This window comes from Qipengyuania citrea, assembly GCF_024171405.1.
Classification (GTDB): Bacteria; Pseudomonadota; Alphaproteobacteria; order Sphingomonadales; family Sphingomonadaceae; genus Qipengyuania; species Qipengyuania profunda.
This window is the reverse complement of the sequence record NZ_JALJZT010000002.1, coordinates 2,506,518-2,519,306: the sequence shown is the minus strand read 5'-3', so window position 1 is coordinate 2,519,306 and position 12,789 is coordinate 2,506,518. Positions and strand designations below refer to the sequence as shown.

14 protein-coding genes and 1 pseudogene are annotated in these 12,789 nt (G+C 63.1%); 6 read left to right on the top strand and 9 right to left on the bottom strand.

The features are described from left to right. The first annotated feature begins 26 nt into the window (after positions 1–26). A complete protein-coding gene (locus tag J2S32_RS13215; protein ID WP_253522083.1) occupies positions 27–494 on the top strand; it encodes a cupin domain-containing protein in 468 nt (155 codons plus the stop codon). Here J2S32_RS13215 and J2S32_RS13210 read toward each other — a convergent pair. Then, on the bottom strand, positions 491–1,381 hold the full coding sequence (locus J2S32_RS13210; protein ID WP_253522082.1) for a S1/P1 nuclease: 891 nt from the start codon (positions 1,379–1,381) through the stop codon (positions 491–493). The genes J2S32_RS13215 and J2S32_RS13210 overlap by 4 nt on opposite strands. Then, on the bottom strand, positions 1,348–2,010 hold the full coding sequence (locus tag J2S32_RS13205; protein ID WP_253522080.1) for a glutathione S-transferase family protein: 663 nt from the start codon (positions 2,008–2,010) through the stop codon (positions 1,348–1,350). The genes J2S32_RS13210 and J2S32_RS13205 overlap by 34 nt, the downstream gene beginning before the upstream one ends. A 214-nt stretch (positions 2,011–2,224) precedes the next feature. On the opposite strand from J2S32_RS13205, the gene J2S32_RS13200 reads away from it, so the two are divergent. Continuing rightward, positions 2,225–2,644, top strand: coding sequence for a VOC family protein (locus J2S32_RS13200; RefSeq protein ID WP_253522078.1), 420 nt, complete (start codon positions 2,225–2,227; stop codon positions 2,642–2,644). A gap of 382 nt (positions 2,645–3,026) precedes the next feature. Continuing rightward, positions 3,027–3,416 (top strand): hypothetical protein, encoded by a 390-nt coding sequence (locus J2S32_RS13195; protein WP_253522076.1) that lies wholly within the window; start codon positions 3,027–3,029, stop codon positions 3,414–3,416. A gap of 18 nt (positions 3,417–3,434) precedes the next feature. On the opposite strand, the gene yihA is transcribed toward J2S32_RS13195, so the two are convergent. From yihA to J2S32_RS13165, 6 genes are all read right to left on the bottom strand, one after another. Next, the gene (gene yihA / locus J2S32_RS13190) at positions 3,435–4,088 is read right to left on the bottom strand and encodes a ribosome biogenesis GTP-binding protein YihA/YsxC (RefSeq protein ID WP_253522074.1); all 654 of its coding nucleotides are present in this window, start codon (positions 4,086–4,088) and stop codon (positions 3,435–3,437) included. Continuing rightward, a complete protein-coding gene (yidC, locus tag J2S32_RS13185) occupies positions 4,085–5,875 on the bottom strand; it encodes a membrane protein insertase YidC (RefSeq protein WP_253522072.1) in 1,791 nt (596 codons plus the stop codon). The genes yihA and yidC overlap by 4 nt, the downstream gene beginning before the upstream one ends. A gap of 68 nt (positions 5,876–5,943) precedes the next feature. Next, positions 5,944–6,153 carry a membrane protein insertion efficiency factor YidD gene (gene yidD, locus J2S32_RS13180; RefSeq protein WP_253522070.1) on the bottom strand — a complete coding sequence of 70 codons (210 nt, stop codon included), beginning with the start codon at positions 6,151–6,153 and terminating at the stop codon, positions 5,944–5,946. Further along, positions 6,150–6,533: a ribonuclease P protein component gene (gene rnpA, locus J2S32_RS13175; protein ID WP_253522068.1), complete on the bottom strand. Its 384-nt coding sequence runs from the start codon at positions 6,531–6,533 to the stop codon at positions 6,150–6,152. Before rnpA ends, yidD begins: the two co-directional genes overlap by 4 nt. A gap of 86 nt (positions 6,534–6,619) precedes the next feature. Continuing rightward, complete coding sequence (gene rpmH, locus J2S32_RS13170; protein WP_057884309.1) at positions 6,620–6,754, bottom strand: 50S ribosomal protein L34; 135 nt, start codon at positions 6,752–6,754, stop codon at positions 6,620–6,622. A gap of 123 nt (positions 6,755–6,877) precedes the next feature. Continuing rightward, a complete protein-coding gene (locus J2S32_RS13165) occupies positions 6,878–7,768 on the bottom strand; it encodes an alpha/beta hydrolase (protein ID WP_253522066.1) in 891 nt (296 codons plus the stop codon). A 160-nt stretch (positions 7,769–7,928) separates the two neighbouring features. On the opposite strand from J2S32_RS13165, the pseudogene J2S32_RS13160 reads away from it, so the two are divergent. The 3 genes and pseudogenes from J2S32_RS13160 to J2S32_RS13150 all read left to right on the top strand — a co-directional run. Further along, positions 7,929–8,567, top strand: a pseudogene (locus tag J2S32_RS13160) (magnesium chelatase domain-containing protein); the annotation flags it as partial. 36 nt (positions 8,568–8,603) lie between these two features. Then, positions 8,604–10,211, top strand: a complete 1,608-nt coding sequence (locus J2S32_RS13155; RefSeq protein ID WP_253522064.1) for a recombinase family protein — start codon at positions 8,604–8,606, stop codon at positions 10,209–10,211. Between the two features lie 44 nt (positions 10,212–10,255). After that, a complete protein-coding gene (locus J2S32_RS13150) occupies positions 10,256–11,362 on the top strand; it encodes a PIN domain-containing protein (RefSeq protein ID WP_156492816.1) in 1,107 nt (368 codons plus the stop codon). Here J2S32_RS13150 and J2S32_RS13145 read toward each other — a convergent pair. Then, entirely contained in the window at positions 11,356–12,783 is a 1,428-nt protein-coding gene (locus J2S32_RS13145) for a DUF2779 domain-containing protein (protein WP_067673907.1), read from the bottom strand. The genes J2S32_RS13150 and J2S32_RS13145 overlap by 7 nt on opposite strands. Positions 12,784–12,789 lie beyond the last annotated feature (6 nt).

Sequence of the window (12,789 nt, the reverse complement as noted above, 5' to 3'; positions counted from 1 at the left end):
GCACGCGCTAGCAGGAGTGCCCAGCGATGCCCAAGCTCGATCTCGATGCCATCCCCCAGACCAAAGCAACCGGTTACCCGGCCCCCTACGATGCCGAGGTGCAGGGGCGCTGGTACCGCCGGCTGGGGCCTGTGGCGGGGCTGACCTATCTGGGGGCCAGCCATGTCGTGCTGAAGCCCGATGCCTTCTCATCGCAGCGACACTGGCACCGGCAGAAGGACGAACTGCTGGTCATGCTGGCAGGCGAGGCCGTGCTGATCGAGGATACGGGCGAGGTCGTGGTCCGCCCCGGCGATGTCGTTGCATGGGCCGCAGGCGTCGAAAATGGCCACCGGCTGCACAACCGCTCGGCTGCCGATTGCGTCTTCGTGGTCGTCAGCGGTGGCAGCAGTGAAGTGGATTCGGGCGAATATCCCGATATCGACATGGTCTTCGATGCCGAGGGCTATGCCCACAAGGACGGAACCCGCTATCCGACCGAACGCCTGCCCTAGTCGCGCACCTCTTCGGGCAACGGCCCCGGCTCGAAAGCGCGATCGAGATATTCGGCCATGCGCAATCCCGCCTGCAGCACGCGGCGCCGCGCGATCGGGGCCGAGCGTTCGATCAGTTCCTGCGACAGCGCGGTCTCGCGCGGCAGTGCACCCTCGCACGGGTCGCAGCCGAAGGTTTCGGGATAGATGAATTCGCGCGAGATCTGCCAGCTTTCGCGGCCCCAGTCGGCGGCATTGCCCCCCGCCAGTTCGGCCCGCTCGGCGTCCGAATAGCGCCGCGCGATCGGCGGATTGCCGCTGATCGCGCGTTCGGCCAGCGGCCCGTCCCACACCCAGTGCAGGTTCAGCCCCGGGACGATGCCATAGGCGGCCTCGCGGTCGTTGCCGCCGCGGTCGTCGTGATCGCCCGAATGCAGCGGCATGTGGATGTCGCCGATGAAGTGGACGAGGAAGGCGAGCGCTTCAACGCGGACATTGTCGGGCAGGCTCTCGTCCGCGAGGATGCGCTGGTTGCGTTCGACCTGCGCGCTGACGCAGCCGAGGCCCGAGCAGTTCTTGCGCGCGTCATATTCCTCGGTGACCGGCTCGGTCTGGTAGTGCCAGGCGAAGGTGTAGCCCCAACGCCAGTACTGACCGCGCAGGCAGTCGGGCCACACGCTCGCACCCTGCAGGCTGTCCAGATCGCAATCGGGCGTGCCCAGCATGGGCGAGGCCTGCAACAGCCGGGCGATATCCGCGTGCGTCTGCGGGCGCACGTTTTCCAGCGCGATATCGGCGGTCACCGTATGCGCGTAGAAGCCCCAGGCCTGCGCCTGCGCGGGCAGCAGCAACGCCGCCAGCGCGGCGCATGCGCTCAGGCAATGGTTTCGTATTGTTCGATGACCCATTCTTCGCTTTCCGATGTTTCGATCCACGCCTGCAGCCACTCATGCTCCCACACCGCCTGCATATAGGCGGCGGCGAAGCCGGGTACGGCGATCTGATAGCTGATGAACCGTGACACGACGGGGGCGAAATAGACATCCGCCGCGCCGAAAGTGCCGAACAGGAACGGCCCGCCGCTGCCGAAGCGGCTGCGTGCCTCGGCCCACAGCCCGAGGATGCGCAGGATGTCCTGCCGGCAGGCCTCGCTCGGGGTGAAGCCCTCGAACCGCTTGCGCACATTCATCGGGCATTCGCCGCGCAGAGCATGGTAGGAGGAATGCATTTCCGCGACCATCGAGCGCGCCATGCCGCGCGCGACCGCGTCCTTGGGCCAGAACCGGTCGCGCCCGACCTTGTCGGCGAGATATTCGAGGATCGCGAGGCTGTCCCACACCACCGCCTCGTCGTCCCACAGGATCGGCACCTTGCCATGCGAGGGCTGTGTGCCGCCATCCTCGCTCTTGAGCGCATCCCATTGCTTGCCGAACATCGGCACGGTGATTTCCTCGAACGACAGGCCCGACTGCTTGGCCGCGAGCCAGCCGCGCAGGCTCCAGCTCGAGTAATTCTTGTTGCCGATGATCAGCTTCATGTGTGCACCCACCTTGCGTGGGGCGGCGGTAGAGGCCCGACCGGGCACTGTCGAGGCTGAACAGGCAAGGCCGCCCGGCCCCGGTTCGTCATTCCGGCGCAGGCGGGAATCCGGATAACGGTAGCGATACTCGATGCGGTTTCCATCAGGCGCAAGGTGTGCCAGCAAGACCCCTTATCTAGGCCCCTGCCTTCGCAGGGGCGACGGAGTAGACATGTCGCTCAGGCCCTTCCACCTCGCCTTCCCGGTTCACGACCTTGCCGCCGCGCGCGCCTTCTATGGCGAAACGATGGGTTGCCGCGAGGGACGCAGCAGCGGCGAATGGGTCGATTTCGATTTCTACGGCCACCAGATCGTCGCACATCTTGCCCCCGGCGAAGCGGGCGACCGCGCGAACAACCATGTCGACGGGCACGGCGTGCCCGTGCCGCATTTCGGCCTGGTGCTGGCGATGGCGGACTGGCAGGCGCTGGCGGAACGGCTCGAGGCCGCAGGCACCGAATTCGCGATCCCGCCGACCATCCGCTTCAAGGGACAACCCGGCGAACAGGCCACGATGTTCTTCCGCGACCCCAGCGGCAACGCGCTGGAGATGAAGGCCTTCGCCGACGACGCGATGCTGTTCGCGCGTTGACCCATCAAGAGTTTTGTCTTCGAAGGATTGCGGATTGCCTTGTAAGGTCTGTGGAGCAAGGAAGACTGTAAAGTCACACATTCTTCCCCGATCATTGATGCACTCGATACGAGGTGATGAGACAGCAATGTTTGCTGCGGACCGTGGGCGGGGTCGGTGGGTCGAGTATCAGTCCGGCCCTTGGGACAAGTCAATCTTATGCCAAGATTGCGAAGCATCACTCGGCGATTGCGACGATTATGCGGTGCGATGGATACGAGGCTTCAGTCAGAAGGCGGTTTCGCTACCTAGTGGCTTAGGCTTCGAAGTCCCTAACCCAAAGCCCGCACTTCTCGTGAAGTTCGTGGCAGCCACTCTTTGGCGCGCTGCCGTTTCACCCCACATGTCGCATGAAGGGCTTTCTTTGGGACCGTGGGAGTTTTCGCTGCGCAATTTTGTTTTCAACGATGTTGGTGACGAGCCGCGCGTCATCGTAGTTCGCAAGGTTTGGACAGTCGATGGAAAGGAACATCCTGAGATTGCCGTACCACCATACGGTGCCCCTAAATGGGGAAAGAGGGCATATACTTTCGATCTATCGGGATTTGGTTGGGGCATTCGATTGGACAATCGTTCGTATCCGCAAAGCCCGTTTCATAATGACCTGCTTTGTAACCAACGAGACCCGATGCCTGTCCTGAACGCTGGCACGAAAGACATACCCGAAGACGATGAACTTTTGGACATCGTGGTTGCGGCGTTTACAGGCAGTGCAACCCGTCGTCGCCCCTAGTAGGGCAGTATACGGCTCTTAAACCCCCGCATCCCCCAGCACAGCCGCCCTTAGCTCACCGATACCCATGCCCTTTTCCGCACTGGTGACGTGGACTTCGGGAAAGGCGGCGACGTGTTTGCGGGCTTCGACTTCGGTCGCCTCGATCACCTTGGCGAGTTCGCTCGCCTTCATCTTGTCGGCCTTGGTCAGCACGACACGGTAACCCACCGCTGCCTCGTCGAGCATGGTCATCATCTCGCGGTCGACATCCTTGGGGCCGTGGCGCCCGTCGACCAGCACGAGCGTGCGCGCCAGTACGGGCCGGCCGCGCAAATAGGTCTTCACGAGGCTCTTCCACTTCTCGACCACTTTCACCGGCGCCTTGGCAAAGCCGTAGCCGGGCATGTCGACGAGACGGAACAGCGTGGGTTCGCCCACTTCGAAGAAGTTGAGTTCCTGCGTGCGGCCCGGCGTGACCGAGGCGCGTGCGATCGACTTGCGCCCGGTCAGCGCATTGAGCAGCGAGCTCTTGCCCACGTTGGAGCGCCCGCAGAAGGCGATCTCGGGGACGGTCGGTTCGGGCAGGAACTTGAGCTGCGGCGCCGAGAGGAGGAAATCCACCCGGCCCGAGAACAGCTTGCCCGCGCGCCGTTCGAGCGCGGCTTGTTCGGCGGCTTCGGCTTCGGTCACGAGCCCGCCTTGGCCGCTTCGGCGGCCTTCTTTGCCTTGTCCTCTTCGATCGCGGCGCGCAGCTGCGGATGCTTCGAATAGAGGTATTTCTGCTGCGCCAACGTGAGGATGTTCGAGGTCACCCAGTAGAGCAGCAAGCCCGCGGCAAACGGCGCCATCACGAACATCAGGATCCACGGCATGATGTCGAAGATCTTCTGCTGCATCGGATCGAGCGTGCTCGGGTTGAGCTTGAAGGTCAGCCACATGGTGAAGCCGAGCAGGACACCGAGCACGCCGAGTCCGAAGATGATCATCAGGAACTGCGGCACCTCGATACCGACATAGGACAGCGCATTGGCCAGATTGGCCGGATCGGGCGCGGACAGATCCGTGATCCACAGGAAGTCGCGGTGACGCATCTCGATCGCGAGATAGAGCACCTTGTACAGCGCGAAGAACACCGGGATCTGGAGCAGCATCGGCAGACAGCCCGCGACCGGGTTGACCTTCTCCTTCTTGTAGAGCGCCATGATCTCCTGTTGCTGCTTGGGCTTGTCGTCCTTGTACTGTTCCTGGAGCGCCTTCATCTTCGGCTGGATCGCCTTCATCGACGCCATGCTGGCAAAGCCCTTCTGGGCGATCGGGAACATGGCCCCGCGCACGATGATCGTCAGGCAGATGATGGCGATGCCGAAATTGCCGACCGCGTCGTAGATCGTGCGCAGCAGCCACAGGAACGGCTTTTCGAACCAGCGGAACCAGCCCCAGTCGATCGCGAGGCCGAACTTCTGGAGCCCGGCATCCTCGTAGCTGTCGAGGATCACGCTTTCCTTGGCCCCGGCATAGAGCCGCGAGGTGACGGTGTATGCCTGTCCCGCAGCCAGATTGCTCGGTTCGTAGATCATGTCCGCGCGATAGGTTTCGTCGCCCAGCGCGCGGAAGGTGGTTTCGGGCGCGGTATCGTCCTGCGGGACGAGCGCGGCGAGCCAGTAGATATCGGTGAAGCCGGCCCAGCTGGTGCGGCCTTCGGGCGAGATCCGCTGGTCGTCGTCGAGATCGTCGTAATCGACATCGTAATCAGCGCTATCGCCGAATACGCCGATCGGGCCCGAATGCGCGATCCACAGATCCTCGCTCGCGGTGCGGCTGGTGCGATTGACGAGGCCGAAGGGCTGGATGACGACGGGGGCGCCGCCGCTATTGGCAACCGATTGTTCGGCGGTGACCATGAACTTGTCGTCGATCGAATAGCGGATGGCGAAGGTCAGCCCTTCGCCATTGTCATGCGTCAGCGTGACGGGCGTGTCGGCGGTCAGGACATCGCCATCGGCTTCCCACAAGGTCTGCGGGCCGGGAACCGTGAGGTTCGAACCGACCCAGCCGAATTGGGCGAATTGCTGCGCGGGCGTGCCGCTGGGCGAGAAGATGCGAACCGGTTCGCTATCCTTGCTGGTGGTCTCGTTATAGCCCTTGAGCACGATGTCATCGATCACCCCGCCGCGCAGGTTGATCGACCCCGCCACGCGCGGTGCGTCGATAGGCAGCCGGTCGGGGCTGGCCAGCGCGGTCTTCAGATCGGCCACTTCCTGCGCGCGCATCGCCGGATCGACGAGGCCGCCGGTGCGCGAATGCCGCGTTGCCGCCCCGTCGGCCGCCTGGGCGACCTGTTCGCTCGGCGTATCCGCCCGGTCCCCGACCAGCGCCTGTTCGGGCTGCGGGTAGAGGTAGTCCATCGCCGAGGTCCATCCCAGCAACAGCAGGAAGGAAAGCACTATGGCGAGGATCAAATTGCGATGGTTGTCCAAGGTCGGTCCCGTCTTTGTCCGGTCGAAAGTCAGAATGTGGGGTGGTGTCTTAGCCTGTCAAGACAGTACTAGGGCACCGGGTCGTGGCCGTGGCCGCCCCAGGGGTTGCAGCGCAATATACGCTTGAAGGCCATCCATCCACCCTTGATCGCGCCGTATTTTCCCAGCGCCTCGATCGCATACTGGCTGCACGAGGGATGGTAGCGGCAGGTCGACGGCAGCAGTAGGCTGGGCCCCAATTGCCACAGCCGCGCAATCCAGATCAGCGGATATTTCATGCGCGGCGGCTGCGATGGTGGCGCGGCTTGCGCGGACGGTCGCCCTTGCCTTCAGCAGCGCGCGCGAGCGCGGCGGCCAGTTCCTCGCGCAGGGCGCCGAAATCGCGCTCGATCCCGCCCTCGCGGCCGATCAGGATATGATCGTGATCGGGCAGGCCCGCACCGGGCAGCGCGTCCCACAGCAATTCGCGAAACCGCCGCTTCATCCGGTTGCGCACCACCGCATTGCCGATCTTCTTGGTGACGGTGATGCCGTAGCGCTTGCCCTGCCCGTCATTGGGCCGCGCGAGCAGCACGAAGCCGGGGCGCGCAACCCGCAGCCCGCGATTCGCCGCGAGGAAGTCCGCGCGCTTGCGGATGACGGAGAGGCTCGGGTGCATGGATGGCAGATACGCGAACGGGCCCCCGAATGGGAGCCCGCCAGTGTGGTGCGATTGTCGCCGCGCCTCAGGCGCGGCGCGTCACATCACGCGCAGAGTTTCTTGCGGCCACGGGCGCGACGGGCGCGCAGGACCTTGCGGCCACCCGGAGTAGCCTTGCGGGCGAAGAAACCGTGACGGCGTGCACGCACGAGGTTCGAGGGCTGGAATGTCCGCTTCATCGGATCGTCCTTACAAAAGATTTCGGTTGGCTGCCGGCTCGAGTGATTCGGGCCAGCAAAAAGGGCCGCCCCTGCGAGCGACGACCTACAGGGCCGCGCGCCTAGGCGAACCGCCCTCTCGCGTCAAGAAAAAGTGACGTCGGCATAGGCCAGCGTCGGGGCCGACCGGACAGCCTTGGTCCGCGCGGGAGTCTTGGCCTGCTGCGGGCGGCCCGACCAGCGACGCATGTCGCTCGCACCAAGCCACAGGGCACGCGCATGCGGAACCGAATTGGTGAAATCATAGAATGCACGCGCTTGGTCGGTGCTCATACCCATCTCGCGGTAATAGTCGAGATACTGGCGGTTCTCCGGAGCATCGAACGAGAAATCGTCGGCTTCGCGGCCATAGGCATCCATCCAGCTGTGCACGGCGAACTCGGCGCCATGCGCAATGTCGCGGTCGACACCGGCGAGGAACAGTTCGACCGCACCCGAACGGACCGAACCGATCGCGGGAACGTGGGTGACAAGGCCCGCTGCACGGATCATCCGGCCGACCTTGAGGTTGGCGCGGTCGTCGCGGGTGCCCGGGCATTCGACCATGTCGAGCTGCTCGATGCCGGGAAAGTCGCGCATCATCGCGCGGAAATAACCGGGGGTCGCTGCATCGGTTTCGCCCACCAGCGCCACCCGGCGCGCGTCGATCACGCGGAACGGGCCGTACTGCGCAAGACCGCGGTTATAGTCGCGGAAGCGGCGATCGATGAAGGCGGGGGCTTTCCACACCGGCAATGCGGCGGGCGTGTAGGTCTGCGGGCGGACAGCGGCAAGGTTCTGCCGCTCGCGCACCGGCTGTGCCTGGGGGCGGACTACCGCGGCAGGAAGGACCGCGCGGCCCTGGTGCGTCTGCTGGACGACCGGGCTGGCGACATAGACGACCGGCAGGCTGACCAGGGTCAGCGATTGTGCGGCCACCGGAGCGGCGATCAGGGTACCAAGAGCGGAAAGGAGGATTGCTGTAATTCTGAACATGGCAATCTTTTGCCGCACGCGCGCTTTCCAGCGGCTCAAGAGGTATGGATAACCCGCTGTTAACCATGCTGCTTCACCTCCAGTGTGAACCCGTTAACCCTCGACAAACAGGGGCTTTCACGGCATCAGCTAGGGGTGATTGCGGGGGTGGGGGTTAATCCTGGTCGCTTTGGTCAAAACGGTGGCCTATCTCGGGCTCGAGGCACGCAGCGTCGAAGTGCAGTGCTCGGTCGCGCCGGGTCTGCCCAAGTTCAATATCGTCGGATTGGCGGACAAGGCGGTAGGCGAAAGCAAGGAACGCGTGCGCGCCGCGCTGTCCAGCATGGGCCTTGCGCTGCCGCCCAAGCGGATCACCATCAACCTCTCACCCGCCGACCTGCCCAAGGAAGGCTCGCATTACGACCTGCCGATTGCGTTGGCACTGCTGGCAGCGATGGGGGTGACCGATGCCGAGCAATTGGGCGACTGGATCGCGGTGGGCGAACTGGCGCTCGACGCGCGGATCGTGCCCTCGCCCGGCGTGCTGCTGGCGGCAATCCACGCGAGCGAGGCGGAGGCCGGGCTGATCTGCCCACGCGCGCAGGGCTCCGAAGCGCGCTGGGCGAGCGAGATACCGGTCTGCGCCGCCCCCGATCTGGCGAGCCTGCTCAATCACCTCAAAGGCACGCAGCAACTGCCCGACCCCGAACCCGGCGTGGTTGAAAGCGAGGTCGGCGGCGGCGACCTCAAGCAGGTCAAGGGACAGGAGACCGCCAAGCGCGCGCTCGAGATCGCGGCGGCCGGCGGGCACAACCTCCTAAGATAGTATATACCTACACAGCGTAGGAAATTTTCCATGGACTGCGTCATCTACATGCGGTGGTCAAGCACCGAACAAGCCAAGGGCTCGAGTCTCGAGAGGCAGCGTGAGGACTGCCGTCAGTATGCGGGTCAGAATGATTGGACCGTCATCGACGAACTGGTCGACGATGGCATAAGTGCATTCAAGGGCGAGCATGCGTCGTCCGGTGCGCTCGGGCGCTTCGTGAACGACGTCCAAGCAGGGCGATACCCTGACGGCGTCATCCTCCTTTGTGAGAAGTTGGACCGCCTTTCACGCCAGGAACCCGGCAAGGTGTTCCTCTGGATGATGAACCTGACCGAATCCGGCGTTGTCGTGGCGACGGTGGATGGAGCCCGCCGCTACTCGAAGGGCAACTTCGACATGGCTTCGATAATCGAGGTCGTCGTCAAGGCGCAGCTGAGTCACGAGGAATCACAGAAAAAGAGCGAGAGACTCGGCGCTGCGTGGGCGGCGAAACGCCGCCGATTGAATGCCGGTGAGCGGTTCGTGATGACACGGCGCGCTCCCGCCTGGCTCGAGGTGGTCGGGTCCCCGCCGACATTCATCCCGATCCCGGAGCGCGTCGAGGTGATATGTCGTATCTTCCAGGAGACCGTCGCAGGATACGGCAAGCATCACATTGCGAAGAACCTCAATCGTGATGGTGTGCCCACTTTCGGCCGGGCCGAAGGATGGCATGCTTCGTACATCCAGAAGATCCTTCGCAACCCGGCGGTGATCGGCGAACTCCATCCAGGACGAAAGGCCCGAGGTTCGGCACGCGAACTGACCGGCGAAGTCCTGGTCGACTACTATCCGGCCGTCGTGGACGCGGATCTCCATCGCCGTGCGATTGTCGCGATGGATGAAAGGACCCGGCGCTTCACGGGGCGCGGCCGCCGCCTGGTGAACCTCTTTTCGGGTCTGGCGCGCTGCGGCACGTGCGGTTCGAAGATGACCTTCCGTGGCAAGGGACGCAAACAGCGCGCCGATGGTTCCTGGGTCAATGAGGATTATCTGGTCTGCGACGGATACCAGCGCGGGCTTGGGTGCGACAACGGTCTCCATTTCAACTATGCGATCTGGGAAGCCGGCATACTGGACCCGATCATCTTCGAAGCGTTACAGGATGATCGGACCGCTTCCCAATCCGACATACGAGATCTTGAGATCGAGATCGCGCGGCTCGAGCGAGTGTGGCAGATCGCCAGCGACCGTGCAGGATCGGCGCTCAGGATCGCCATAGAGACCGGTCGGCACGAGGCGCAGACTGCTTGGACCGATCTTGCCGCGGAAGCCGACGCCGCGGACGTAGAGTTAGCAGAAGCCCGCGAGAGGTTTCTCCTTCTGGTGCACACTCCGAGCAAGGAGGAGCAATGGACCCGCATCAACCGATTGCGGGCCTCCCTCGACGACGAGGATGAGGAGGTGCGATTCGAGGCACGCTCCAAGGTCATGTCAGCGGTGCACGCGTTGTTGACGGACCTTCGTTTCTATGGTCCGTATCCCGCAGGTGTCAGTATGGTGATCGCAGGCGAACGATCAGCCGACGTGCATTACAACGAAGTGGTGGGGGCCACGGAATGGTCGATGCGGTATCTTGATGCGGACCATGCTTGAATTCGTCCGCGCGTACCCGGAATGTGCCCTGAGACACGTGGGGAATGACCATGCAATCTCGTGAGGAAGATGGCGCTCCTGAAGAGAACATTGGTCCTCTCGTCACTCGCAATGTATTCATCGACACTCAGACTTATCGTGAGGTGGAGTTCGACACCCGCCATCCGACGCTCACGGCCCTGTTCGAACACATCGGGACTGATACACTTCGTCTGCACACGACCGACATCACGCTGCGCGAATGCCTGCGTCACGTCGGGGCTTTGACGGAAGGCTTGGTGAGGGAGCTGGGCAAGACCGCCGGCCTGGCGACGAAGTGGCGAGGAAGGATACCCGCACATGCGCAGGAGATGCCCGAAGTCCCGACAGGCATCGATCACTCGGCATGGAGCAAGACGTATTTCGGTGCCTTCCGGACGGCTCTGAAGACCCACGGAGCACGCGAACATGCCGCGGCCTCTCAGGATCCTGTTCCCATCTTCAGGGCATACTTCGATCGCCACCCGCCGTTCGATGAGAAGAAGAAACCGAAGGAGTTTCCCGACGCTTTCGTAATCGCGGCTCTCGTCAAGTGGTGCGAGGACAACGACACCTCGATGTACGTCGTGACGCGCGATGGAGGAATGCGTAGAGCGGCTCTCGCTTCTGGGAGGCTCGTTCCTCTGGAGACGCTTGCGGAGCTCCTCTCATCGGCGACACGCGAACATTCTCCTGACGTCGAAGCCGCAGTGGACCTGATGGTAGGGGCCTCCACCTTCGCTGAGGAACTGGCGGGCCTCGTCGACGAGCACCTCGGAGACGTCGGGATCGTCTACTACGGCGATCTCGCCGATGGCGATATCGAGTCGGCACGGGCCGCCGGCGATGCGAAGGAGATCGGCTGGACCGTCATATCCGCTGCCGCCGACCGTTACGGAGTCATCGTCGACTTCGTTCAGCCCATCCTGGCTCAGGTGGATTTCGAAGACCGCGAACTGGCGTTCTACGACAAGGAGGATGACAGCTATTTCGGTGCCGAGAGCGCCACCGCCGAACTCGAAGCGGATGTCGAGGTCAGGATGTTCGTAGAGATCACGGCGTCAGGCGAAGTCGTGCGAAGCGAAATGCTGGGAGGCGACCTCGACTTCCACGATCCGACAGGCCCCTACTGATAGCGGATGAGTGGCAGAGCGCTCCATCCGACATCGATCGCCAGTCGTTCGAGGATCCTGACCATCGCTAGCGTGTCGAGTTGGCAGTAGGAGAGAAGTTCGGACTTCAGACGCTCGCGACGAACGTCCCTCGCCCCGATCATCTGCGTCCATCCCTCCATCGCCATCGCTCCGTCCTGGATTGCCTGTTCGCCGTAATCGAGGTCCGGACAGAGCACCGGCAGCACCTTCTTGATGGAGGTCGATCCCCTGAAGCCCGGATGGACGTAGTCCTGCTGGAACGGTGACATGAGATCCATCGTCCTGTCATTCATGTCGGCGAGGAACGTGGCGTGTGCGGGAAGCAGGTCCGCCATCCGCCTGTTGCACCCCATCTCGAACGACTTGTTCCATACCAGTATCGAGCCTCTGGCTTCGACAGTCTCGCGCAGCATTCGAACCAGTTCGTCCTGTCGTCCGTATTCGGCGGCGATCCATTCGTGATGCCGCAGGCCGCCGTCCTCATTCAGGACATGCATCGACACCTGGACCGGCAGGGTCATGTAGGGACCGTGCCCCCTCGACACAGGAACCGCCGGGGCGATCGTCTCGTAATCGTATAGGTGCAGTGGCCATACGAGAGCATCGAGGAAGCTCCAGATCGCCGCCTTGTCCAGTTGGGCTTCGCCACTTCTCAGCGCGCGCAGGATCACCCGCTGCTTGGGTGTGACGTCGTCATCCTCGATCGCATCGATGGCCAGTCGCCCCTCCTCGTCCAAGGACGTCAATCGCTTGCTGGACACCCGCGGCAGATCGTGCGCGGTCAGGTCGGGGAGGTCACTGTTCAGATGACTGAAGGCGGAACAATGGCGCGTCCGGCTACCGACATGGCGACAATCGCAGCGGGTCTCGTCGATGCTCTCCTGGTCGAGAAGGGCTTCGGCGGATCGCATCGACGCGAGTACCTCGCATGCCATCCGGTCCACTTCGTCAGTTACGTCGGCAATGACGAAGAGGTGCTCAGGCTCGAGGACGTTTTCCAGCCGGTAGCCGGGGTCGAGGTGTACGATGCAGCACTTGCCGACCGTCTCCCCCGCCAACTCGGCTACATTACGCTGGAAGCATATGTCGATGACGTGCTCTTTATACGAGGTCGAAGCCTTGATCTCGTAGATGTCGATGGCGTCCGGACGTCGATCGATCGCGTCGGCACGCGCGAGGAAGCCGCCGTGCTCGAACGTCGTCTGTTTCGCCATCGAAGACGAACCGATTAGGTCGGCCAAATGGTCGAGGGCGATGCGTTCGACCTCCTGGCCTTCGCGCGCGAGGAGCCGATCGAAGGACGATGGGCCCGGCGTGGGAAACTCTTCGGGCCTCGTCCGCTGCAGCCAGAAGCATTTGGCACAGGACCGGAATCTGATGAAGTCCGTCTTCGTGATCATCGCAAT

What these genes read in the sequence shown, in the direction of transcription:
- J2S32_RS13215 (WP_253522083.1), top strand. Translation starts at nt 27, where the DNA reads ATGCCCAAGCTCGATCTCGATGCCATCCCCCAGACCAAAGCAACCGGT.
- J2S32_RS13210 (WP_253522082.1), bottom strand. Translation starts at nt 1,381, where the DNA reads ATGGGTCATCGAACAATACGAAACCATTGCCTGAGCGCATGCGCCGCG.
- J2S32_RS13205 (WP_253522080.1), bottom strand. Translation starts at nt 2,010, where the DNA reads ATGAAGCTGATCATCGGCAACAAGAATTACTCGAGCTGGAGCCTGCGC.
- J2S32_RS13200 (WP_253522078.1), top strand. Translation starts at nt 2,225, where the DNA reads ATGTCGCTCAGGCCCTTCCACCTCGCCTTCCCGGTTCACGACCTTGCC.
- J2S32_RS13195 (WP_253522076.1), top strand. Translation starts at nt 3,027, where the DNA reads ATGTCGCATGAAGGGCTTTCTTTGGGACCGTGGGAGTTTTCGCTGCGC.
- yidD (WP_253522070.1), bottom strand. Translation starts at nt 6,153, where the DNA reads ATGAAATATCCGCTGATCTGGATTGCGCGGCTGTGGCAATTGGGGCCC.
- rnpA (WP_253522068.1), bottom strand. Translation starts at nt 6,533, where the DNA reads ATGCACCCGAGCCTCTCCGTCATCCGCAAGCGCGCGGACTTCCTCGCG.
- rpmH (WP_057884309.1), bottom strand. Translation starts at nt 6,754, where the DNA reads ATGAAGCGGACATTCCAGCCCTCGAACCTCGTGCGTGCACGCCGTCAC.
- J2S32_RS13165 (WP_253522066.1), bottom strand. Translation starts at nt 7,768, where the DNA reads ATGTTCAGAATTACAGCAATCCTCCTTTCCGCTCTTGGTACCCTGATC.
- J2S32_RS13155 (WP_253522064.1), top strand. Translation starts at nt 8,604, where the DNA reads ATGGACTGCGTCATCTACATGCGGTGGTCAAGCACCGAACAAGCCAAG.
- J2S32_RS13150 (WP_156492816.1), top strand. Translation starts at nt 10,256, where the DNA reads ATGACCATGCAATCTCGTGAGGAAGATGGCGCTCCTGAAGAGAACATT.
- J2S32_RS13145 (WP_067673907.1), bottom strand. Translation starts at nt 12,783, where the DNA reads ATGATCACGAAGACGGACTTCATCAGATTCCGGTCCTGTGCCAAATGC.